The organism is Paenibacillus sp. P32E (assembly GCF_001909085.1).
In the GTDB taxonomy this organism is placed as follows: Bacteria; Bacillota; Bacilli; order Paenibacillales; family Paenibacillaceae; genus Paenibacillus_AQ; species Paenibacillus_AQ helianthi.
The window spans coordinates 63,599-85,974 of sequence record NZ_LVYY01000007.1 but is presented as its reverse complement, the minus strand read 5'-3'; the positions used below and the strand labels follow the sequence as shown (position 1 = coordinate 85,974).

27 protein-coding genes and 1 riboswitch are annotated in these 22,376 nt (G+C 48.1%); of the genes, 19 read left to right on the top strand and 8 right to left on the bottom strand.

The features are described 5' to 3' along the window. The first annotated feature begins 25 nt into the window (after window positions 1-25). A riboswitch (PreQ1 riboswitch) is annotated at window positions 26-69 on the top strand. A 230-nt stretch (window positions 70-299) separates the two neighbouring features. The 9 genes from queF (at window position 300) to A3848_RS08210 (ending at window position 7,413) form a co-directional block, all read left to right on the top strand. Further along, window positions 300-800, top strand: coding sequence for a preQ(1) synthase (gene queF / locus A3848_RS08250; RefSeq protein ID WP_074084472.1), 501 nt, complete (start codon window positions 300-302; stop codon window positions 798-800). Window positions 801-828: 28 nt separating this feature from the next. Beyond that, the gene (gene queC, locus A3848_RS08245; protein WP_074084471.1) at window positions 829-1,491 is read left to right on the top strand and encodes a 7-cyano-7-deazaguanine synthase QueC; all 663 of its coding nucleotides are present in this window, start codon (window positions 829-831) and stop codon (window positions 1,489-1,491) included. A gap of 2 nt (window positions 1,492-1,493) precedes the next feature. Then, a complete protein-coding gene (locus A3848_RS08240; protein ID WP_256702230.1) occupies window positions 1,494-1,973 on the top strand; it encodes a 6-pyruvoyl trahydropterin synthase family protein in 480 nt (159 codons plus the stop codon). Beyond that, a complete protein-coding gene (queE, locus tag A3848_RS08235) occupies window positions 1,966-2,688 on the top strand; it encodes a 7-carboxy-7-deazaguanine synthase QueE (protein WP_178381934.1) in 723 nt (240 codons plus the stop codon). Before A3848_RS08240 ends, queE begins: the two co-directional genes overlap by 8 nt. Window positions 2,689-2,865: 177 nt before the next feature. Continuing rightward, complete coding sequence (locus A3848_RS08230) at window positions 2,866-3,393, top strand: cysteine hydrolase family protein (protein ID WP_074084468.1); 528 nt, start codon at window positions 2,866-2,868, stop codon at window positions 3,391-3,393. Continuing rightward, on the top strand, window positions 3,393-4,211 hold the full coding sequence (locus tag A3848_RS08225) for a VanW family protein (protein WP_256702229.1): 819 nt from the start codon (window positions 3,393-3,395) through the stop codon (window positions 4,209-4,211). Before A3848_RS08230 ends, A3848_RS08225 begins: the two co-directional genes overlap by 1 nt. Window positions 4,212-4,301: 90 nt before the next feature. Further along, entirely contained in the window at window positions 4,302-5,438 is a 1,137-nt protein-coding gene (locus A3848_RS08220; protein WP_074084467.1) for a zinc-dependent alcohol dehydrogenase, read from the top strand. A gap of 174 nt (window positions 5,439-5,612) precedes the next feature. Beyond that, window positions 5,613-6,527, top strand: a complete 915-nt coding sequence (locus A3848_RS08215) for a DMT family transporter (RefSeq protein WP_178381933.1) — start codon at window positions 5,613-5,615, stop codon at window positions 6,525-6,527. Window positions 6,528-6,561: 34 nt separating this feature from the next. After that, window positions 6,562-7,413, top strand: coding sequence for a class I SAM-dependent methyltransferase (locus tag A3848_RS08210; RefSeq protein WP_083612000.1), 852 nt, complete (start codon window positions 6,562-6,564; stop codon window positions 7,411-7,413). A gap of 75 nt (window positions 7,414-7,488) precedes the next feature. Here the strand turns inward: A3848_RS08210 and A3848_RS08205 are convergent, their stop codons facing one another. Next, window positions 7,489-8,385: a LysR family transcriptional regulator gene (locus A3848_RS08205; protein WP_178381932.1), complete on the bottom strand. Its 897-nt coding sequence runs from the start codon at window positions 8,383-8,385 to the stop codon at window positions 7,489-7,491. Between the two features lie 322 nt (window positions 8,386-8,707). On the opposite strand from A3848_RS08205, the gene A3848_RS08200 reads away from it, so the two are divergent. From A3848_RS08200 to pstB, 4 genes are all read left to right on the top strand, one after another. Continuing rightward, entirely contained in the window at window positions 8,708-9,676 is a 969-nt protein-coding gene (locus tag A3848_RS08200; protein WP_074084465.1) for a phosphate ABC transporter substrate-binding protein, read from the top strand. 99 nt (window positions 9,677-9,775) lie between these two features. Then, window positions 9,776-10,678 carry a phosphate ABC transporter permease subunit PstC gene (gene pstC, locus A3848_RS08195; RefSeq protein ID WP_143186154.1) on the top strand — a complete coding sequence of 301 codons (903 nt, stop codon included), beginning with the start codon at window positions 9,776-9,778 and terminating at the stop codon, window positions 10,676-10,678. Then, entirely contained in the window at window positions 10,675-11,571 is an 897-nt protein-coding gene (gene pstA, locus A3848_RS08190; protein WP_074084463.1) for a phosphate ABC transporter permease PstA, read from the top strand. The genes pstC and pstA overlap by 4 nt, the downstream gene beginning before the upstream one ends. Before the next feature lie 37 nt (window positions 11,572-11,608). After that, the gene (pstB, locus tag A3848_RS08185) at window positions 11,609-12,385 is read left to right on the top strand and encodes a phosphate ABC transporter ATP-binding protein PstB (RefSeq protein WP_074084462.1); all 777 of its coding nucleotides are present in this window, start codon (window positions 11,609-11,611) and stop codon (window positions 12,383-12,385) included. Window positions 12,386-12,479: 94 nt separating this feature from the next. Here the strand turns inward: pstB and A3848_RS08180 are convergent, their stop codons facing one another. Then, window positions 12,480-12,773 carry a hypothetical protein gene (locus A3848_RS08180; protein WP_074084461.1) on the bottom strand — a complete coding sequence of 98 codons (294 nt, stop codon included), beginning with the start codon at window positions 12,771-12,773 and terminating at the stop codon, window positions 12,480-12,482. Beyond that, entirely contained in the window at window positions 12,766-13,071 is a 306-nt protein-coding gene (locus A3848_RS08175; RefSeq protein ID WP_074084460.1) for a DUF2089 family protein, read from the bottom strand. The genes A3848_RS08180 and A3848_RS08175 overlap by 8 nt, the downstream gene beginning before the upstream one ends. Before the next feature lie 315 nt (window positions 13,072-13,386). Here A3848_RS08175 and A3848_RS08170 point away from each other — a divergent pair, with 315 nt between their 5' ends. Together A3848_RS08170 and A3848_RS08165 are read left to right on the top strand one after the other, a co-directional pair. Then, window positions 13,387-13,707, top strand: a complete 321-nt coding sequence (locus A3848_RS08170; RefSeq protein WP_074084459.1) for a DUF6773 family protein — start codon at window positions 13,387-13,389, stop codon at window positions 13,705-13,707. Window positions 13,708-13,920: 213 nt separating this feature from the next. Beyond that, window positions 13,921-14,718: a hypothetical protein gene (locus A3848_RS08165; RefSeq protein ID WP_074084458.1), complete on the top strand. Its 798-nt coding sequence runs from the start codon at window positions 13,921-13,923 to the stop codon at window positions 14,716-14,718. Here the strand turns inward: A3848_RS08165 and A3848_RS08160 are convergent. Continuing rightward, window positions 14,713-15,729, bottom strand: a complete 1,017-nt coding sequence (locus A3848_RS08160; protein WP_074084457.1) for an alpha/beta fold hydrolase — start codon at window positions 15,727-15,729, stop codon at window positions 14,713-14,715. The two genes, A3848_RS08165 and A3848_RS08160, sit on opposite strands and share 6 nt — an antisense overlap. Window positions 15,730-15,926: 197 nt before the next feature. On the opposite strand from A3848_RS08160, the gene A3848_RS08155 reads away from it, so the two are divergent. Genes A3848_RS08155 through A3848_RS08145 form a run of 3 tightly spaced genes read left to right on the top strand, consistent with a single transcriptional unit; the run spans window position 15,927 to window position 17,956 of the window. Next, window positions 15,927-16,646, top strand: coding sequence for an MBL fold metallo-hydrolase (locus tag A3848_RS08155; RefSeq protein WP_074084456.1), 720 nt, complete (start codon window positions 15,927-15,929; stop codon window positions 16,644-16,646). A 1-nt stretch (window position 16,647) separates the two neighbouring features. Next, the gene (locus tag A3848_RS08150; protein ID WP_074084455.1) at window positions 16,648-17,223 is read left to right on the top strand and encodes a TetR/AcrR family transcriptional regulator; all 576 of its coding nucleotides are present in this window, start codon (window positions 16,648-16,650) and stop codon (window positions 17,221-17,223) included. 43 nt (window positions 17,224-17,266) lie between these two features. Next, entirely contained in the window at window positions 17,267-17,956 is a 690-nt protein-coding gene (locus tag A3848_RS08145; RefSeq protein WP_143186162.1) for an AlkZ-related protein, read from the top strand. Window positions 17,957-18,044: 88 nt separating this feature from the next. Here A3848_RS08145 and A3848_RS32190 read toward each other — a convergent pair whose 3' ends face one another. The 3 genes from A3848_RS32190 to A3848_RS08135 form a co-directional block, all read right to left on the bottom strand. After that, window positions 18,045-18,218 (bottom strand): hypothetical protein, encoded by a 174-nt coding sequence (locus A3848_RS32190; protein ID WP_167374775.1) that lies wholly within the window; start codon window positions 18,216-18,218, stop codon window positions 18,045-18,047. Window positions 18,219-18,446: 228 nt separating this feature from the next. Then, window positions 18,447-19,676, bottom strand: coding sequence for an aminopeptidase (locus A3848_RS08140; protein WP_074084454.1), 1,230 nt, complete (start codon window positions 19,674-19,676; stop codon window positions 18,447-18,449). A gap of 37 nt (window positions 19,677-19,713) precedes the next feature. After that, entirely contained in the window at window positions 19,714-20,946 is a 1,233-nt protein-coding gene (locus tag A3848_RS08135; protein WP_074084453.1) for an aminopeptidase, read from the bottom strand. A 155-nt stretch (window positions 20,947-21,101) separates the two neighbouring features. Here A3848_RS08135 and A3848_RS08130 point away from each other — a divergent pair, with 155 nt between their 5' ends. Next, entirely contained in the window at window positions 21,102-21,389 is a 288-nt protein-coding gene (locus A3848_RS08130; protein WP_074084580.1) for a hypothetical protein, read from the top strand. An 88-nt stretch (window positions 21,390-21,477) separates the two neighbouring features. Here A3848_RS08130 and A3848_RS08125 read toward each other — a convergent pair whose 3' ends face one another. Beyond that, a complete protein-coding gene (locus tag A3848_RS08125) occupies window positions 21,478-22,308 on the bottom strand; it encodes a potassium transporter TrkG (RefSeq protein WP_074084452.1) in 831 nt (276 codons plus the stop codon). Between the last annotated feature and the right edge of the window lie 68 nt (window positions 22,309-22,376).

Below are 22,376 nucleotides of genomic sequence, written 5' to 3'. Positions count from 1 at the left end.
TAAAGAAGAATTCTGGGCCTTGAGCACAGGAGAGGTTCGCAAACTCCCTCTATAAAAAACTAAGACCGTTTTGGCATAAATCATCCCGGAAATAAGGGGTCCAGGAAAAGTGTAGGCAGCCGCCTGTACTTCTCTTCCTGTTATGCTGTGCGCAAAAAGACAGCGCCTGTCAGTCAGCATTATACATCCGTTCGAATTGGGCGGGAGGCGTTTCTTCTTAGTAGAGCCAGGTTTTCGAAACTCGTTCTTCTTTCCAGTTCCGGTGAACTGCCGGAGGAAAAGAGAGGGGTTTTTTTGTCATGTCAGAAGGCAGATTGAAAGAGGAAATGCAGGAGGTTACCCTGCTGGGCAATCAAGGAACAACCTATAAATTCGGGTATGATCCGGACATTCTGGAGGTGTTTGACAACAAGCACCCCGACCGCGATTATTTTGTGAAATTCAATTGTCCTGAGTTTACGAGTCTGTGTCCCGTGACCGGCCAGCCGGATTTCGGCGCCATGTACATTTCGTACATTCCGGAGCAAAAAATGGTGGAGTCCAAGTCACTTAAGCTCTATCTGTTCAGCTTCCGTAATCATGGGGATTTCCATGAAGACTGTGTAAACATCATTATGAATGATCTGATCTCCCTGATGAAGCCGCAATATATCGAAGTCTGGGGTAAGTTCACCCCGCGTGGCGGGATTTCCATTGATCCTTACTGCAACTGGGGGCGTCCGGGAACCAAATATGAAGCGATGGCCGAGCACCGGCTGATCAATCATGACCTGTATCCAGAGAAAGTGGACAACCGTTAAACCGGGGCAAGTGAGAGGAGAATAACCGATGAACAAAAAAGCTTTAGTCGTATTCAGTGGCGGCCAGGACAGCACAACCTGCCTGATATGGGCATTGCGGCAGTTCGAAGAGGTTCAAGTGGTGACCTTCAATTATAATCAGCGCCACGCTGCGGAGATTGAGGTCGCCAAGGAAATAGCCGAGAAATTCAATGTGAAGCAGCATATTCTCGATTTGGGCCTGCTGAATCAGCTGGCGCCTAACGCGCTGACCCGGGATAATATAGAGATTGCCGCCGGTGAAGGGGAGGAATTGCCGAGTACATTCGTGGATGGGCGTAATCTTCTGTTCCTGTCTTTTGCAGCGATTCTTGCCAAACAGCTTGGGTATGCCAACATCATTACCGGGGTATGCCAGACCGATTTCAGCGGATACCCGGACTGCCGGGATGTATTTGTGAAATCACTGAATGTCACTCTTAATCTATCCATGGATTACGAGTTCGTCATTCATACGCCTCTGATGTGGCTGGATAAAAAAGAAACCTGGAAGCTGGCCGACGAGCTCGGATACTTTGACTACGTTCGTGAGCATACGCTAACCTGCTATAACGGAATTATTGGCAGCGGATGCGGCACCTGCCCGGCTTGTCTGTTGCGGAAACGTGGCTTGGACCAATATGAAGCGGAACGAAATGAGGTCGTATCCTGATGATGGGCGAAGTATCTGTATGCAAAATCTTTACTTTTGACTCCGCTCATCAATTGGTAGGCCACAAAGGGAAGTGCAGCAACCTGCACGGCCATACCTACAAGCTGGAGGTCGTGCTGAAGGGCAAGCCGCTGGTAGGAGAGGGACACTCTGACGAAGGGTTTGTCATTGATTTCAGCGACATCAAGGCAACGGTGCAGGAGAGTCTTCTGGACCATCTGGATCACGCTTTTCTGGCTATGGGGAATGAGCCTGTATTGGAGACACTGGTAAACACAGGTTCAAAGGTGGCACTGCTGTCGTTCCGTACAACGGTGGAAAACATGTCGGCATATATTGCCTACCGTCTGAAGCAGGTCTCACTCCCGCTGTATTCCGTTAAGCTGTGGGAGACTCCAACTTCCTGGGCGGAAGTGCTGGCAGCGGATATTCCTGATGAGGGGCCATCCTACCGCCTGTATGGGGGCTGTGACTGTGAGTAAGCTGCCGGTAATTGAGATGTTTGGTCCAACGATCCAGGGTGAAGGTGCGGTAATTGGTGTCAAAACCATGTTCGTCCGCACCTACGGCTGCGACTACCGCTGTAGCTGGTGTGATTCCGCTTTTACCTGGGACGGATCGGCCAAGGATAAAGTAAAGATGCTTTTGCCTGAGGAGATTATGGATGAGCTCACGCTTCTTGCCGGGGATAATTTTGATTGTGTGACCATCTCCGGGGGTAACCCTGCACTGATTGGTGAAGGAGTGGGCACATTCATCGATTTGCTTCACGAGCGCGGGATTCAGGCAGCCATTGAAACGCAGGGCAGCAGATGGCAGGACTGGTTCTACGATGTGGATGTGCTTACCATTAGCCCTAAACCGCCAAGCTCAGGGATGAAGACCGATTGGAAGATGCTTGATGGCATTATGAACAAACTGAAGACCCAAGGCAAGTCTGCCTACAGTCTGAAGGTTGTAGTGTTTAATGATGAAGATTACCAATATGCGAAAAGCATCCACACACGCTATCCGGAGGTCCCGATTTTCCTGCAGCCTGGCAATGATGATGTTACGGAAGAGGGAGACATTTCGGCCCGTCTGCTGGGACGGCTGGAATGGCTGTTCAATCTGGTCATCGCTGATTCTGAGATGAATAAGGCGAGGGTGCTCCCGCAGCTGCACGCACTCATTTGGCATAATAAACGGGGGAAATAATTTATAAACTGGATAATCAGCCGGACTTCTGCACTGCAGAGGTCCGTTTTTTTTTGGATATTCGCAAGTTGGAAGCAACTGTTACAAAAATGAAGCCGTATCATTTCCTGTTCTGGTATAATTTTTAGCGTAGATATAGGGCTCGTTATTATTATATGAATGAGGAGAGATTATCCAATGGCAAATGATTCTACTGCGTTAGTTATCATCGATGTTCAAGAAGCAATGTATTCTTATCCAGACATGAAGCTGTATGAGGAGGAGAAAGTGACGGGCAGAATCGTCTCCCTCCTGCATAAAGCCCGGGCAGCAGGCGTTCCGGTTGTATATATTCAGCACACTGAAGATCAAGAATACACTAAGGGGACTCCCACCTGGCAGATCAGCCGGCATGTCACCCCGCTGGAAGGTGAGTTGATTATCGAGAAGCCTACCTGGGATGCCTTTCACCGGACAAATCTGCATGATAAGCTTCAGGAACTAGGCATTACCAACCTGGTGATCTGCGGTATGCAAAGCGAGTTCTGTCTGGATACTACCACCCGACGGGCATTCAGCATGGGATACTCAAGTGTGCTGGTTGAGGATGCGCATACTACCTTTGACAATGAAAGCTTAAGCGGGGGCGAAATTGTAAAGCATCACAATTCGGTCATTGGAGGGAGATTTGCCAAACTTCTTAAGGAACAAGTGGTGGAATTCTAATGGATACCGCCAAAGCAGCCATGAAGCCAATCCGGCGTTCCCCCCTGAGACTTTTTGCCGGAAAACAGTATTTTACCTGGAAAAGATACGGGCAATGGGTAATACAACGGAAGAAGAGAGCCAAGGTGCATCTTGCAGAAGATCTTCATTTTCGTTACGCCAGTCATGCAACACCGCTGCTGCGCAGTCTGCGGAATGTTGATATGCAGCTGCAGTATAACAAAATTACAAACCTGAAGCTTGCTGTCTCGAAGCTAAATGGTCTGATAATACGCCCCGGTGAGACATTTTCTTATTGGCAGAACATCGGAAAGCCGACCCGGCGGAAGGGGTACCTTGATGGGATGGTTCTGTATTACGGCGGATTTCGTTCCGGAACCGGGGGTGGCTTGTGCCAGTTATCCAATCTCATCTACTGGATGACTCTGCATACGACGCTTTGTGTTACGGAACGGCACCGCCACAGCTATGATGTATTTCCGGATGAACAACGGACTCAGCCTTTTGGCAGCGGGGCGACCTGTGCTTATAACTATCTGGATCTGCAGCTCCTGAATCCGACCGAAGAAACCTATCAGCTTAGACTGTGGCTGGATGACACTCACTTATATGGGGAATGGCGCTGTGATGCCGAGCCACTCTATACGTATGAAGTTTACGAAGCGGAGCATGTGATCAGTCTGGAACCGTGGGGAGGTTACATCCGCAGAAACCGCATCCGGCGCAAGGTAATGACGCCTGAAGGCGAGTTGGTGGCCGATGAAGCGGTTGCCGAGAATGTTGCACTGATGATGTATTCTCCTCTCTTGCATGGATAAACCTGAAGGATTTGGGGGCATAACATAGTATGGATTGCAGGAATTATAGCCTGCTGGTTCATATCTCTTCATCCGAAGGAGTGGTCATACATGATCGCAGTAACCTATCAAGGCAAGAAGAAAGTAGCTGTCAAAGAAGTTGCTGATGCCAAGCTTGAGAAAAAAGATGACATCATCGTCCGTATAACCTCTACAGCCATCTGCGGCTCGGACCTCCACATCTATAATGGAGAAATCCCTGGTATGCATGACGATTACATTATTGGGCATGAACCGATGGGAATCGTGGAGGACGTGGGTCCGGAGGTCACCAAGGTGAAGAAGGGCGACCGTGTCATTGTTCCGTTTAACGTAGCCTGTGGCCAGTGCTACTTCTGTCGTCATGAAATGGAGAGCCAATGTGATCATGCCAACGATGCCAAGGATACAGGTGGTTATCTGGGCTATTCAGATACGTATGGCGGGTTTGCCGGCGGTCAGGCTGAGCTGCTACGTGTACCCTATGGCAATTTTGGCCCGTTTGTTGTGCCTGAGGATGCAGAGATGGATGATGAGAAGCTGATGTTTCTCTCAGATATCGTGCCGACAGCCTGGTGGGGTGTTGAGAACGCCGGCGTCAAACGGGGAGATACGGTCATTGTTCTGGGCTGTGGGCCGGTTGGGCTGTTGACTCAAAAGTTCGCGTGGATCAAAGGGGCATCCCGGGTGATTGCCGTAGATCATGTTCCGTATCGTCTCCACCATGCCAAGCAGACCAATAATGTGGAGATTTTCAATTTTGAGAAAGTGAAGGACATTGAGTCACATTTAAAAGAAATTACGCGCGGTGGAGCAGATGTAGTTATTGATTGCGTCGGTCTCGATGCCAAAAAAACAGTGGTGGAAAAGGTGGAAACCACACTGATGCTGCAAGGGGGTTCGCTTGGAGCTTTCAGGATTGCTGCAGAGGTCGTGCGTAAGTTCGGAACGATCCAGTTGGTCGGTGTGTATGGGCTTAACTATAATATGTTCCCGCTGGGACATCTGTTTGAGCGCAATATTACACTTAAGATGGGACAGGCTCCGGTTATTCACTACATGCCCGCTTTATATTCAATGATTAAAGAAAATGTATTTGATCCAACGGATATCATTACGCACAGGCTGCCGATCAGCAGAGCAGAACATGCGTACAAGGTCTTCAATGAGAAGGAAGAGGATTGCATCAAGGTTGTGCTTAAGCCTTAGTATGGAACGTAGGCATCCGGATAAGGATCTTCATAAATAGAGGCATGGACTTCTTCCAGGAAGCGGAGTTCATGCTTTTTTATTTGCTTATTTATTGTGAAAATGGCTGCAATTTTCTTCATTCTGCGATAAATTAACATAGTGAGTTATATCTAACCTGAAAGGAAGCCATCCGTGAATTCAAAAAAGCCACCCGTTCCTGTCCCGCTTCTGATGCTAATTGGAATTGTGGCCATCTCGTTTTCTTCAATCTTCATCAAATGGTCGGATGCTCCAGCATCCGTTCAAGGTATGTACCGGCTGCTCTTCACCTCGCTTTTGATGTTGCCTTTTGCCAGGCCGTACAGCGGAGCGGCATTTGCGCTGCGCCGTAAGGATTGGCTCATGCTGGGAATCTCTGGCGTTATGCTGGCCTTGCACTTTTTACTCTGGATGGGTTCGTTGAAGTATACCTCTGTGGCCAGTTCAACCATGATTATGGCGCTGGAGCCTGTATTTATTATGCTGGGAGCCTACATATTGTATAAGGAAAGAAGTACCTCTGCCGCTATATTGGGTCTGGGCATCGCCATAATCGGTGTGGTCTTTATCGGCTGGGGAGATATTGGCCTCTCTGCGGACAACCTCGCAGGTGACCTGCTATCCATCGGGGGGACTGTTGCGGTTGCCGGCCATTTACTGATTGGACAGAAGCTTGTGGCCCGAATGCCATCCTATCTTTACAGCCTGATCGTTTTTATTTCGGCGGCGGCAGTATTTTGCGTATATAATTTGCTCTCTGGCATTCCATTCTTTGATTATCCCCCGCGGGAGTGGGGAATCTTTGTTCTGCTGGCTGTGGTTCCCACCGTATTCGGGCATATTCTGTTCAATTGGCTGTTGCAGTATGCTTCAGCAACTACAGTATCAATGAACATTCTGGGTGAACCAGTGGGGGCGAGCATTCTGGCCTTTTTACTCCTGGGTGAACAACTGACAGGGCTGCAATGGAGCGGTGGAGTATTGGTAATGAGTGGACTCGCTGTATACTTATATGCAGGACGCAAAAAAGCGGTGAAGGTAAAGGAAGCACTTCCGAGCGCATCCTAATAGATTATTAATAGAGATAAAGGGGTTTCTATCCATGAATGAACATGATCAATTTACAAAACCAAAACCTAACGATCCGGAAGAAAGACAAGGCGTAGTTCCTTCCAGTGAAGAGCTGTGGAATGAGGATACCTACTCCGCCTGGACCGCCCGTTTCGGCACTCCTGCTGAAGCTGCGGCGAAGCTCATGAAAGATCCTGCTGCCAAGCTGTACCCTCTGCTGAGCTACCTAGGCGAGTTTCGGGATAAGAAAGTACTAAATCTCATGGGTTCTAACGGCATGAAAGCCGTAGCACTCGGACTCATGGGAGCAAATGTGAGTGTGGCCGATTTCTCGGAAGCCAACGCCCGTTATGCTGGCGAACTGGCCGAAGCATCGGGCGTTCAACTTCAATACATCGTATCGGATGTGTTGAAGCTGCCGGAAGAACTGCTGGATAGTTCGTATGATATCGTCTTTGCTGAAATGGGAATCGTACATTACTTTACGGATCTGACCCCATTTATGGGTACTGTGTGCAGGCTGTTGTCACCCGGTGGCCGGTTCGTGCTGCGTGATTTCCATCCCGTCACGACGAAACTGATTTCCTCCAAGGGATCAACGGCCAAGATCCGTAAGCACAAGGTGAGCGGCGATTATTTTGACACTTCATTGGAGGAAAAGAAGGTATCTTACTCCAAGTATCTGCCTTCATCCGGAGTACCTTCGGGAGAAGACAAACACAGTGTTGTATACTGGCGGCGCTGGACATTGGGTGAGATCGTGACAGCAGCAGCCAGAAGCGGGCTGATCATCCGGGAATTAGCCGAAGAGCCCAATTTATCTTCTGACGTTTTTGATGCAGGAATTCCCAAGACCTTCGCATTAGTGGCGGAAAAAATGTAGTAGTCTTCATAAACCAACAGGTATAGCCCTTGACGCTGTAAACAGTGTCTTCAAGGGGCTATACTTTTTTTTGAATTATTCCTCTTCTGCAATACCCGCTGCCAGTTCTGCAAACGCAAGTTGTAAAGGGGTAAGGGTATAATCTTTCCGCCATGCCAGTGCGAATTCACCATGCTCGGGCTGTACACCTGGCAGCGGTATGCAGCTTAAGACTCCCGCAGCGAGTTCAGCCTCAATTCCGGTCTTAGAGCATAGCCCCACACCTCCTCCGTTACGAATCATTCCTTTCATTGCCTCGGGTGAATTCACTACAGCATGTCCCCACACCTTCACACCATTCCGCTCAGCCCATTCATCCGTAATTCCCTGCAGAAAAGAACCTGTCTCATGCTGAATCCATGGCTCCAGGACAAGCTGATCAGGCGAAATATTCGGGATGTCCGCAAAAGGATGTCCTGCAGCAAACGCAATAACAGCCTCATTGCGGGCAATCGTGCGGGTTGTAAAGGAACTGTCCTGCCCGTCATAGGTATGCAGAACAGCAAGCTGGATTTCCCTGCCCCGCAATCGCTCGCGAATGACAGTATCCGGCTGCACGGACAGCGAAATATCCAAGCCGGAGTGCTGGCGGATGAATTGCGATGCCAAATTAGGCAGAAGATAAGTACCTGGCACATAGCTTGCTTCGAGTTCGAGATGACCGGAAGAGAGAGAGGAGTATTGCTTGAGGCTTCGTTCAGCTTCAGCTGCAAGTGCGACAATCCGCGATGCATACTGATACAGCGTACGTCCCGCATCGGTAAGCAGCACCCGTCCGCTGCGGTATTGAAAAAGTGGGGTGCCCAGCTCGCTTTCCAGGCTTTTCATATGAAAGGAAACGGTGGGCTGTTTTAAGCCCATTTCGGCAGCCACATCGGTTACTTTTTTATATTTTTCAATCAGGACTACGATTTGAAGCTTAACAATATTCACCATGTACCTCCACAAAAATAGGGATTCATTAAAGGATTTTATTCTTAATATAGATTATATCTATAGTGATATACAATTACTATTATGTTTTTTATCCTTCGCTTTACATACTTAATACTTTTCCCTGACGAACGGGCTCTAGAATAGGAAGAGTCAGATGTGACACGAACACAGTCTGATGCTTCCAAAGGTGAGTTTTGTATGAAGCAGATAACCAGCAGCAGATACTCACAAAACATAGCGGATGTTGATCCGGTGGACATGTCTATTGTTCATTCACGGCAGCAGAGGCTATACAAAACACTCAGGAGGAGACAAAAAAATGCAATTCAGAAAAACGTGGGTCATGGCTTTGGCATTAACAAGTGTAGTAGCACTTTCGGCATGCGGCAACAACAACGGTGGAAACAATGCAGCAACCAATAATGGCGGGAAAAACGCAGCTGCCACTAATGCACCTACAGAAACGAGCAGCGGTACAGATTTGAGCGGATCTATTCTGGCTTCAGGCTCTACAGCATTGCAACCGCTGGTTGAACAGGTAGCTGAGAAGTTCATGAAAACCAATAAAGGCGTTGATATTCAGGTACAAGGCGGAGGAAGCGGAACAGGTCTTACTCAAGTTGCTGAGAAGCAAGTGGATATCGGTAACTCCGATGTATTCGCAGAAGAAAAACTGAAGGATGCCGATGCTGAAAAAGCAAAAGCGCTTGTGGACCATCAGGTAGCGGTTGTAGCCATCGCAGCAGTAACTCATAAGGATGCAGGTGTAGATACTTTAACCAAGCAGCAGCTTGTAGATATTTTCACAGGTAAAGTAACGAACTGGAAAGAAGTTGGCGGTGCAGACCAAAAGATTCAGATCATCAACCGTCCAAGCAGCTCCGGAACACGTGCTACTTTTGAAAACTTCGCACTTGGAACCAAAACAGAAGATCTTCAAGGATCTATTCAGGAAGATTCTTCCGGTACGGTTAAGAAAATGATCGGAGAAACACCAGGAGCGATTGGTTACCTGGCTCTGTCTTACCTCGATGATTCAGTCAAGACATTAAAATATGATGGTGTTGAGCCATCTGTTGACAATGTAATCACTGGTAAATATCCGGTATGGGCTTATGAGCACATGTACACTAACGGCGAACCAACTGAGGTAGTAAAAGCATTCCTCGATTACATGGTGTCTGACGAAGTGCAGAACGAGAATGGTGATGTAGTGGAACTGGGTTATATTCCGGCTGTGAAAATGCAGGTTTCCCGTGATGTTGCGGGTAAAGTAACTACTAAGTAATTCACAACAAAACATTCAAGTGTATCATCCATTAGAACTTCAAGTGATTAGAGGCGGAATTCTTCTGCCTCTCTTTTCACTTTAGAAAGAGGGAGCATCTTGAGGGCAAAACCAAAGAAAACAAAGATTGAAAAACATCATATAGAAGATTTTATTGGACGGGCGTATATGTCCTTCTGTGTACTGCTATTGATAGTCATCATTATATCGATGGTATATTTTGTAGCATCCAAAGGAATATCCACATTCACCAGTGGAGATGTAAAAGTATCTGAATTTCTGTTTGGCACTAAATGGTCGCCTGAAGCGGACACACCTTCATATGGAGCGTTTCCTTTTATCGCCGGTTCCTTCCTGGTTACGCTGATTGCTGCACTGATTGCAAGTCCTCTAAGTATCTGTGCTGCACTGTTCATGACAGAAATTGTGCCAGGCTGGGGCAAAAAGCTGCTGCAGCCGGTAATCGAGCTGTTGTCCGGTATTCCATCAGTCGTGTACGGCTTCGTCGGTCTTAGCGTCATTGTTCCTTTTCTGCGTAATACGTTCCCTGGTCAGGGCATCGGGGTTGCTGCAGGCGCGCTTGTCCTGTCGGTCATGATCCTGCCGACCATTACAAGCGTGGCTGCAGACGCGCTGGCTTCATTGCCGCAAAATCTGAAAGAATCCTCTTTTGCGCTCGGTGCCACCCGGTGGCAGACCATAGCCCGTGTGATTCTCCCGACTACGTTCCCTGCGATTATGACAGGTGTGGTGCTGGGGATGGCTCGTGCATTCGGAGAAGCCCTGGCTGTGCAAATGGTTATCGGGAATGCGCCTTTCGTTCCGCGGTCGCTCTTTGAATCGGCATCGACCCTGACCAGTGTGATTACACTGAGCATGGGCAACACGACGATGGGCTCACCGCAAAATAACGCGCTGTGGAGTATGGCGCTGGTTCTTATGCTGATGACTTTTGTCTTTGTCCTCCTCGTAAGAATGCTCGAAAGGAGAAATAAAATTTGAAGCCGAGAACCGCAGACAAAATTGCCACAGCACTTATCGTATTTTTCGCATTACTTATTGTAGCCATCCTGGTAGGACTATTGGGGTACATTCTGATCCGGGGCCTTAACCATATCAGCTGGGATTTCCTAACCTCTGCACCGCAAAAGATTCGCGCAGGCGGAGGCGTCGGGCCGCAGTTGTTCAACTCCATCTACCTGCTGGTCTTGACCCTAATCATTACGGTTCCGCTAGGCCTGGGTGCCGGGATCTTCATGGCGGAATATGCCCGCCCAGGCAAGCTGACCAACTTCATCCGTCTGATCGTGGAGGTATTGTCTTCGTTTCCTTCGATCGTTGTCGGGTTGTTCGGTCTCCTGCTAATCGTTAACACCTTTAACCTCGGGTTCTCCCTGGTCTCAGGTGCTCTGGCACTTACCTTCTTCAACCTGCCGCTAATGGTGCGGATTACGGAACAGGCCTTCCGCACAGTGCCGAAGCAGCAGAAGGAGGCAGGCTTTGCCCTTGGGCTGTCTAAGTGGAAGATAGTTACTACTGTACTGCTTCCAGTCGCGTTGCCGACCATTATCACCGGAACCATTCTGTCGGCGGGACGTGTCTTTGGGGAAGCGGCTGCGCTGATGTTCACGGCAGGCATGAGCAGCCCTCGTCTGGATTTCGCCAATTGGAACCCGGCTAGCCCAACCTCACCGCTGAATCCTTTCCGTCCGGCAGAAACGCTGGCAGTACACATCTGGAAAGTTAACAGTGAAGGCTTAGCCCCGGATGCCATACAGATCGCAGCGGGAGCTTCGGCAGTGCTTGTAATTACGGTACTTATTTTCAATCTGGCTGCCCGTTACTTCGGCCGTTTAATATACCGCAAGCTTACGGCTTCAAAAAGAATGAGCTAGCAGCAAGTATACGATGGATCAATAGGAGGAATATGAGATGGGTATAGCGGAACCAATGGTACGCGAATCGTTCCAAACCGAGGATTTGAGCATTTTTTACGGCACTTATGAAGCAGTAAAAGGGATTAGTCTTCCTTTTGCACAGAATACAGTTACTGCGCTAATCGGCCCCTCGGGCTGCGGCAAATCGACCTTTCTCCGTTCGCTCAACCGGATGAATGATGAAATCTCCGGTTCCACAACGAAAGGAAGTATTTGGATCGATGGTGTGGACATCAATGCTCCAGGTACAGATGTAATCAAGCTTCGGCAAAAAATCGGTATGGTCTGGCAAAAGCCTAACCCCTTCTACAAGTCAATTTACGAGAACATTGCATTTGGTCCAAAATATCACGGGATCAAGGGCAAAGCGGCTCTGGATGAAATTGTGGAGAGCAGCCTGCGCCGCGCGGCTCTATGGGACGAAGTCAAGGACCGTCTGAAGGATTCAGCACTCGCATTATCCGGCGGACAACAGCAGCGTCTATGCATTGCCAGAGCATTATCGGTAAATCCTCAGATTCTCCTGCTGGATGAGCCCGCATCTGCCCTTGATCCGGTATCTACCGGTAAAGTCGAAGAGCTGATCAAGGAGCTAAAGGAGGATCTGCGGATTGTTATTGTCACACACAATATGCAGCAAGCTGCACGGATCTCAGATTATACAGCATACTTTTACCTGGGCTCGCTTGTAGAATATGATAAGACGGAGAAGGTCTTCAGCAACCCTGAGAATCAAATGACTCAAGAGTATATCATGGGCCGCTTCGGCTGATACTCTGAACAAGTATGGTCCCTCCTTGGTGAGGGACCATATTTTTTTGTTAAGCCCTCAGGCATTCAGAATTTGAAAACAGTTCCTAAAGGCTTTAATACTCAATATCCTTTATTTTCATTTTTTCAAGTTCAGCTTTGCGGTTTTTGATATGCTTTTCACGTCCAGTACCCCAGTCTCCAAGTATAAAAGAGATTAAAAGTAGAAACGGAAAAAGGGTTTTAGAATTTGGCTGTAATATGCCATTCATAAAAACATAAGCAGTTCCGATAATCAAAATTAAAGGAAGTATCCCTCCCCACAAGGGATTTTCTAATTTTACACTCAACAAATATTCTACCAACATTAATATAGCAGCAATACTCAAACCAATAATTAATTCAATCATTACGTTTCTCCTTATCTTTTTTATATTTTTCAATAATTATTTTAGCGGTTTCTAAATCAATTCGGGAATCAACTGCCAATCCCTTAATAAACGCCTGAAAAGGTTCCTCCTCCTGCTGGTCATTCATCAGTATCTTCTGAATTAATTTGTCCAGTCGCAGTCGTACAGTTGGGTAAGAAACATCATATAATTTGGATATTTCTTTTAAAGATCCCGATTTCACAACAAAATTTTTAAGAAACACAGCATCTTCTTGCTCTAGGGCAAGTATCCATACAGGTATTTTATCAATCTCCAAACTGAACCATCCTTTCGTATTATTATTAATAATGTTCATTATAACATTAATTATATTAAGGTCAATATATACAATGACTTTTACCCGGATACGTTCAATCTAAAGGGAGCCTATCCACAGGGTACGCCAAGAGCGACAACAGCGACCAGAGCTACCATCTTGGCGATTAGTTCCCTCGAAACAATGTACATTTTCCAACAGCCCATTGATACTTACAAGGACCCACAGAACATATAATCCGTCCATCCGGCTATGTATTGCCATCTGCAAGGTATTGGGGCGAACCTTAAATGATATTTTCTGGGAGGAAGAAGCATGAAGAATAGTGGTTACAAAGATGAACGCCTTACAGCCGAGAATCAAAAGCTGAATTCACACGGCTTTCTGATTGTGCTTGTGGGGCTGTTGATTGTGGGGCTGTTGATCAGCATAATGGTAAAGGTATTTATTCTGCAGTGGGATATAAAGTACTGGTTGGATGTATTTCTTATTCTGATGGCAGCCTGCCTCTATATTACGGTTAAGGAGATTCGTAGTGGTCTCTACCTACTTTCGGGCAGAGCCGGAGAGAAGCAGAAGTTCAAGAAAGCAAATCTGCTGAGCGGTGCCATAGGGCAACCGTCTGGACGGTCCTGATGATCAGCTATGATCTGCTGGAAAGCGGAACGACAGATTTGTTCAAAAATTTGGCAAGCGCATTGGCTGGGGGTGTGATATTTTTCTTTGGTATCAACTGGATACAGAGAGCGATGATAAGTAGATCAACTCAAAATGCTGATAAACCATTGGACTAAATCTAATGTATAATGCTTTCATGAATCGTATAAATCAGTGGTGGGAGGAAAGTGTGTGGACAAAAGAGCCAAGAAAGTTCTACAGACAACCTTTTGGTCTTCGGCTGGATGGAAGAATGTACCTGCTATATATGCTGGTGAAGATTTTGAATATGCCAAAAGCCATGGACTGATGTTTGATCCGGTTACGATTACACATGACGAATGTGTGCGCCGGATTCGGGAGCTTCATGATAGCGCCGTCACCAAAGAACGGGTAGCGACAGCTTTTGTACATAGCCTGTCTTCGCGGAAAGTTCATTTACGGAGTGCTTTGTCCAGCTGGGCACTGACTTCCGGCTTGGCACTTCATACCTTTGAACAGCACCCGTTGGAGAGAGCCAGTTATAGTTGCTGTGGAGATTGTAACGCGGGTAATATCATGTCCGACAAGAACTATATAAATGCAGACCTAAATGTGCTTAACTTTGAAAGGGTTAAATGGGGCGGGGTCCGTCTTAACCAGCTTTTGTATTGCTGGCTGGATCTTGAACTCCTAAGTAGAGAAGAAGAACTCAGCATTAGCAGAGAAGATTTGAGAATCCTCAGACGCCTGATAGAAGCAGTGGAAGAGTGTGATCCTGGCGATACGGCACGTAAACTGGAGAAGCGCTGGAAAGACCTGTTCCCCTCAAGTAAGCAGGAACGCGATGTGCTTATGGAGATTTGGGGTTTTGCGGGAATATTGGTGCCGCAGGAAGAGCCCCGGCCGGGGCGCGGCGGAGATAGTGATTTTATCTCTGTTGCCAACTGGCGGGGTGAGGACAGGATCTCGCGGGAGAAGCTGGAATTTTATTTTGGCACAATGCTATAAATACAAAGAGAGCAAGCTGCGTATCGTCTCGATGACTAGCTCCGGCTGATCATGAATAATCATATGGCCGCTTTGTTTAGCAATGGTGAGTTCACTGTCTGTGGAGAGGTTCAGCATGCTGCGCTGTCCGGCTTGCCAGATCGCTTCGAGCTGCTTACCGCCTGCTTCGGAAAATCCGAATGAAGCATAGTCCTGCGGAAGCCCCCGGGCAATGATACGCACCGGAAGAGCGCCGAAGGTTTGCCCGCGGATAGCATCCTCGGTTGAACTTGCCAAGGCGCCTTCTTGCTCTTTGGCGGTAAAATAGCTTGGTGTAGATATGACATTAATGAATTCACCCCGATCTTCCTTCGCAACCATACCTGCCAAAAGGCTGTTCTGGAACAACCGCATAATTCCAGAACGCTTCAATATGGTGAGCACGGCAGCTGATGGATTCCCGGCGAAGTTCTCTGCTTTTAGAATAGATGCTGTCTCCCGTTCATCATTCTCTGGTCTGGCATCCACCAGTACGAGACCCACGACATCATCCCTGTAGGTCTCAGTGAAGAGACGAGCGTACATTCCGCCAAGGGAATGGCCAACAACCAGATAAGGGCCGGGTAAACCTTCGTTCATAAGCGCGTCATGCAGCTCTCGGACGATATTAGCGCCGGTTCGCTCATTGGGAGATGACTCGCTCCATGCATAACCAGCCCGGTCATAACTGACCACAGTTGCGATCTTAGCCAGCTCTTCAGGGATATTCCTCCACGATAAGCTGGTCTCGCCGCTTCCCGCTTCGAGAATAATAGTAGGACCCCCGGAACCTTGTTTGTTTAGGTGCAGTTTGAAGCCACCGGCTTCTACCAGTTTTCCTGGTGGCGGATACTGCTTTTTAGCCATATTCGAAGCTATGGATTCGTACAAAAATCCTGAACCTATCAGGAGGATTATTGCAGATAAAACAAACAGCAGCAGCCTTTTTCCTGAGCTTTTTGCTGTACTTTTCCCAGATTTGAATCGGTTCATAATGGCAGCACGCCTCCTTTATTTAATACAATTGTATTATATAAAGCGAATGATACCACATATGGTTTTGAAAAAGTAGACTTTATATTCCTAATATAGAATAAAAAGTTATCCTCCATGTTTGAGCATAAACACTTGATAAACTAATGACATTAGTTTATATTATAACTAATAACATTAGTTTTGGAGGGGTTCTTATGAGATTAACTCAAGAAGGCCATTTGCTGCAGTTAACCTGGATGCCCAGATTCTTTCCTGTGAATTGTTATCTTATAGAAGAAGAGGATGGACTGACGTTAATTGATGCTGCGATGCCGTTCAGTGTGCAGGGCATTATGGACACGGCTACTAAGCTGAATAAACCGGTTAATCGCATCATACTGACACATGCCCATGGTGATCATGTTGGAGCGTTGGATGAACTGAAGAAGCGGCTTCCGGCAGCGCTAGTGTATATTTCTGAAAGAGATTCGGCCTTGCTTAGGGGCGACCGATCTTTGAGGGCTGACGAACTGCAGACGCCAATAAAAGGCAGTGTTCCGGCTAAAATCACCACCGTGCCGGATATCCTGTTGCGGGAGGGCGATGCTATAGGCTCGTTAACAGCTATTTCGACACCGGGCCATACACCGGGTTCGATGTCTTACCTGGATCAGCGTACCGGCGCTCTTGTGGTTGGCGATGCTTTTCAGACCTTTCGTAGAACAGCTGTATCAGGAACGGTTGTACCGTTGTTTCCTTTCCCTGCAATGGCTACTTGGAATAAAGCCAAAGCACTGGAAAGCGCGATGAAACTACTTAGACTTTCACCGAAGCTTCTAGCAGTAGGACACGGAAATCTGCTTAAGGCACCGGTCGAACAAATGAAGTTCGCGATTAAACAAGCCGAAGAAATGCAGAAGAAAGGAGGGAACTGAAATGTCACCCAGAGCTGGATTGGACACACATACATTAGTGCTGGCAGCTGCGGAAATTGCCGATGAGCAAGGAATAGAAGAAGTGACCTTGGCTGCGCTCGCAGCCAAGCTGGGCGTACGTTCACCGTCGTTGTATAATCACATTAACGGACTTCAGGGTCTGCGTTCATTGCTTGCTGTACACGGCCTTGAATTGCTGTATGCCGCAATGTCTGCTGCTTCGGTTGGACTGAAGGGGGATGCAGCTGTACACGCCATGGGACAAGCTTATATTGGCTTTGCGAGGCAGCATCCCGGACTGTATGAGACCACGCTGCGGGCGCCAGAGGAAGGAAATCCGGAGCTGAAGAAAGCGAGCGAACAGGTACTGTCATTAATTATTGAAGTGCTGTCCGGCTATGAGCTTGGCGCTGAGGGAGAATTGCATGCGGTCCGGGGCTGGCGGAGCTTGCTGCACGGATTCGCTGCCTTGGAGAACAAGGGAGGATTTGGCATGCCTCTGGATACCAACGTCAGCTTAAACCGGCTGATTAGCACATTCATTGCTGGTATCCGAAGCATGAGCTTAAGAGAGTAGATCAGGACAAGGGTAACGAGTTGAATTTAAGGAGGAAACATTCGTGGGCAGAGTGGAAGAGCAAGGAATAGTCACGACTTATGAGGAAATGAAAGAGGTTATTGGCAAGCTGGGCATCCTGCCGCTGGCCTCACTCCTCCCGGAGCATCCTTCCGTGACCGGATTGACCCTAGCTGAGAATTGGCATTCGGATACGGAGCTGGATCCATGGTCCTGGCGTGCCCGTTTCCCCGGCGAGGGTGTGGCTGCATATGGAAAGTTCATTCGGAAAAAGGCAGTCCTGGTCTCCAGTGAATGGTTCCCGGCTTACACGGCGGCTGCGGGTAGCCAGCTTTCCTTGGAGGAACGCTACGATAGCGGACTGTGCAGCAGGGAAGCATTAACCTTGCTACAGATCATTCGCGATAATCAGGGGATTGAGACACGTGAACTCCGTACGCTGGCGGATATGAAGGCAAAGGAGAAGAAAACTGCATTTGACAATGCCGTTACGGAACTGCAAGGCACATTGGATATTGTCATTTCAGGAGTTAAGGAGCGACATAATGCGGCTGGAGAGAAAAATGGGTGGAACAGCACTTCATTTGAAACGGTAAGCCACTGGATGGCGGATTATAAGATACCAGCATTTAAAGGTACTAGGGAAGAAGCAGTGACGTGGCTCAGATCGCGTATGGAACAGGAATGGCATCCCGGTGCTGTTAAATGGCTCGGGAAAGTATTGTCCTGGTAAATAGAAATAGAAACGGCTGATTCTTTCCCCTAAAGGAAGGTATCAGCCGTAAGCGTTTTCTATGGAGCATATATAATTAATCAGCTTCTTACAGCATGGGGGCCAGGTAAGCAATCAGAAAATATAGGAACCCAAAAAACAGCATGACATAAGCCGTGTACTTGATGGCATTGGAAGCAACGATGCTCGGGTCGACTGGAGCTTTGACTTCGGTGCGGTCAACTTCAGCCGTTTCCATGTCATGGGACAATGATTCTTTCATCGGGACAACCTCCTTGGAAATAGAATCCTTAACTGTATTGTGACATAATTGTGAAATAAATTCAACAATATTGTGAATATATTTTGAACAAAACTTCAAAATTGGACTATTTATAGGATTAAAACTAGCTGGTTAGGCAAAAAAACACCCTGAAGCCCTCTTTTATAAGAGAAACTCCAGGGTGTTTTGTGTTGTAAATGGAAATGTCAAGCTATCGAGAAGTTTGAATTAAGCCCAATTTCCGTTGCGGAAGATAGGTTCAGCAATACCTTCATCCGTGATTCCATCGATATTCATCTCTGCAGATCCCATCATGAAATCTACATGTGTCAGGCTCTGGTTCATCCCGTGCTCTGTCAGTTCTTCTTTGCTCATTGTCGTCCCTTGCTCCAGGGTGAAGGCATAAGCTGCACCTATAGCCAGATGACAGGAAGCATTTTCATCGTAGAGCGTAGTGTAATACAGAATACCGCTTTCCGAGATAGGAGAGTGGTAGGGCACCAGGGCAACTTCGCCAAAATAAGCCGAGCCTTCATCCATCGCCAACAAAGACGCCAGCGCTTCCTGACCTTCCTCGGCTGTGAAGTCTGTAACTTTCCCGTTTTCAAGTGTGGGGGTGAACCGGTCAATAATCTTGCCGCTGTAGCTCAGCGGTTTGGTGCTGCTGACCTTGCCGTTCGCCCCTGTCTTAAGCGGAGCCGTAAATACCTCTTCTGTTGGAATGTTAGCGAGAAAAGGAACTCCGCGACCGTTCACAGCTCCGGCTTGGCACCAGATATGGCCTTCAGGCAGTTCAAGAGTCAGATCCGTGCCCGGGGCGGTGTAGTGCAGCTTGCGGTATCTCTTCGCATTTAGAATATCACAGCGCTGCTTCAGGCCCCCCAGGTGGAGGCTCCATGCTTCAACCGGATTCTCCTGGTCTGCTCTGACTGCTTTGAAGATAGCATCCCACAACAGTTCTACCTGCTGCTCTGGCGGAGCGTCCGGGAATACTTTGGCTGCCCAGACAGGAGAAGGGTAAGCCACCAGGCTCCAGCTGACATGGTTACCCATCAGCAGTTCACGGTAAGGGACCATGGCTTGACCTGCGGTGCGCTGATTGTCGGCGATTCGAACGGGATCTATCCCGTTCAGCAAATCCGGATTTGTTGAAACGATCGACAGGAAGGCGGCTCCGCCGCGTGCCAGATCTTCCAGCTCATCTGCCTGCCATTTTGGCGGTTCGAGGAAGCTTTCGGAAGGGGCTAGCTCATACCTTGTCCGGGTGACAAGCTCATCCGTATAATTCACTTTGACCAGCTTTGCCCCGGCTTCATAGGCTTGACGCACAACCAGGCGCACCAGTTCAGCAGAAGCAATGTCAGCGTTGACCACAAGGGTCTGCCCCGATTGAATGTTAATTCCGATTTTTACTGCCAGCAGTGCGTAATTCTCCAGCTTTTGCTTGAAACTCAGCATATTTCCCGCTCCCCTCAATCTCTCTGTTCCGTTTCAGTTAGAACGCCCAGTTTCCCTTCAGGAATACCGGCTCCTTGGTGCCATCAGCAGTAATGCCGTAAATGTCCATCTCAGGTGAACCGATCATAAAATCGACATGGGTAACACTTGTATTCAAGCCTCTTTCAATCAATTCTTCCTGGTTCATATCCTTACCGCCTTCAAGACAGAAGGCATAAGCCGTGCCGATGGCCAGATGGTTAGAGGCATTCTCATCGAACAAAGTATTGAAATACAGGATGTTGGATTCGGATATTGGAGATTTATGAGGGACCAGTGCAACTTCGCCGAGATATTTCGCCCCTTCATCCAGTCCAATTAGATATTCCAGTGCTTCCTGGCCTTTTTCAGCTTTTACATTAACGATCCGGCCTTGCTCAAAGGTAATAGAGAAGTTATCGATGATGTTCCCGCCGTAGCTAAGCGGTTTCGTGCTTCTTACAGTTCCGTTGACGCCGGTTTTGAGTGGGGCTGTGAATACTTCTTCAGTTGGCATATTGGCGACAAAAGAATGACCTTTGGCATTGATGCTGTCTCCTTGAGCCCACAGATGGCCTTCAGGCAGCTCGATGCTAAGGTCTGTGCCGGGTGCTATGTAATGAAGACTTTTGTATTTTTTGGCGTTCAGGACATTGGCCTTTTGTTCAAGTGTATCCAAATGCTCCTGCCAGGCCGCTACCGGATCTTCACGGTCCAGGCGCACAGTGTGGAAAATTGCATCCCAAAGCTTGCTGATGCGTTGTTCTGCCGGAACTTCAGGGAATACTTTATCTGCCCATGGCTGCGACGGGATGGCAACAATGCTCCAGCTGACTTTGTCGGACATTTGCATTTCACGGTATTTGGTCAGTGCCGCTCCGCGGGTTTTCTGGAAGTTCGCAATCCGCTCCGGATCAATGCCTTTGAGAGCGTCGGGGTCCTCTGCGATGACATGAAGAAAAGCTGCTCCATTCTCAGCGAACTCGGTCATTTCTCCGGCGAACCATGTAGGTGCCTTCGTGAACACTTCCGGTGCGGCATGCTCGAATTGCTGGCGGGTGATGAACTCGTCACTCCAGTTGACTTTTACCTGGCTTGCGCCGATGGCATATGCCTTGGCCGTAATCATACGAACGAATTCTGCAGCCGAGATTGGCGCACTCACGACGAGGATTTGTCCGGGCTGAACATTAACACCAATTTGAACCGCCAAATCCGCATATTTACTGAGCTGAGTTTCCAGTGGGGTCATTGCAATTCCCTCCAATTTCGATTGATTTAGTCTTTAGTATTAAATTATTAACCGCCGGATGAAAAAAGTCAATTGGCTTACATTAGGTAGGGAAATGCTCTCATCTCATGATATACTAAGGAGAAGTTAGGACATGATGAAGGGAAGAAATGAATATGAACGTGGAAATACTAAAAGCAGAAATGAAACGCGAAGAGGATCGGAGCTTCGTAGGGAGAACGGTCTTTACACTTGAAAATCACAGTTCCCCTTATGAGATCACATTTTTCAGCAAACGCGGCACGGAATGGGATTACAGTCTGAGCTTTGCCGGTGAGCCGGGAAGTGAGGAGCAGTTCCTGGAAACCGATGCGCTGCTTGAAAATGATGACGATGTCTACAATCTGCTGCTGGATGCTGCACTGGATACCCAGGAGATTCCGGAAGAGGCTGAGGAAGAGTGAAAAAGTAAATGCGACCCTTAATGGCATGAGTGATGCCGTTAAAGGGTCGCATTTTTGTTGTGAATAGATGAAGCGGTTTCTGCTCGTATCAGCCAATCGTGATATTGCCTTCGGGATAGCGGTAGAGCTCTTTGCTGTTCTTAGGCTTGAGGGCGTAAGCCAGCGTCAACGGGCCTGTCCGGCCGGCGAACATCAGAACAATCACCAGTAGCTTGCCTATCGTTGTAAGCTCAGGTGTAAGCCCCATGGTGATGCCAGAGGTGCCAAATGCGGAGACAGCCTCGAAGAGCACAGACAAGAAATCAGCGCTTTCGGTGACCGACAACAGCATCGTGGCGGCAACAACGAGCATGAGCGAGAGTAGGGACAGAGTAATTGCCCGATATACATTTTCTTTGGAGAGGCGGTGGCGGAAAATGACAATACCTTCCTTATCCCGGATCTTGGCATAAACTGTACTGACGAGGATAGCGAAGGTAGTGATCTTGATCCCCCCGCCGGTGGAGCCTGGAGCCGCACCGATGAACATGAGAAGGACCATTAGGAACTGGGTGGATTCCCGCAGAAGCGGAATCTCGATGGTTGTAACACCGCCAGAGCGCGGGGTAATCGCCTGAAGGAAAGAGGCCATCATTTTGCCCCCGGGATGCAGCGGCCTTAGGGCGTTGTTCAACTCCAGCCCAAAAAAGACAATGGCTCCGCCCAGAATTACAACGGCTGAAGCCGAAAGGACGGCAAGGCCCGTTACACAGGTTGCTGAGGTCGCCATGAACAAAGCATCAATTATAGAAATTCTCACTCCGGTGGAAGCCGCCGGGAGGCTCAGAAGGATCGTTCCGGCTGCGATCAGCAGTATGAATCCCAGGGATAATATTTTGGGTGGTGTCAGCGTTTGATGTCTAAAAGGTACGATGGTCAATAGATGTTCTCCTGACGTCTGAAGATAATTTGACAAGATTATACCATATCTTCATATCCATCCTCTAA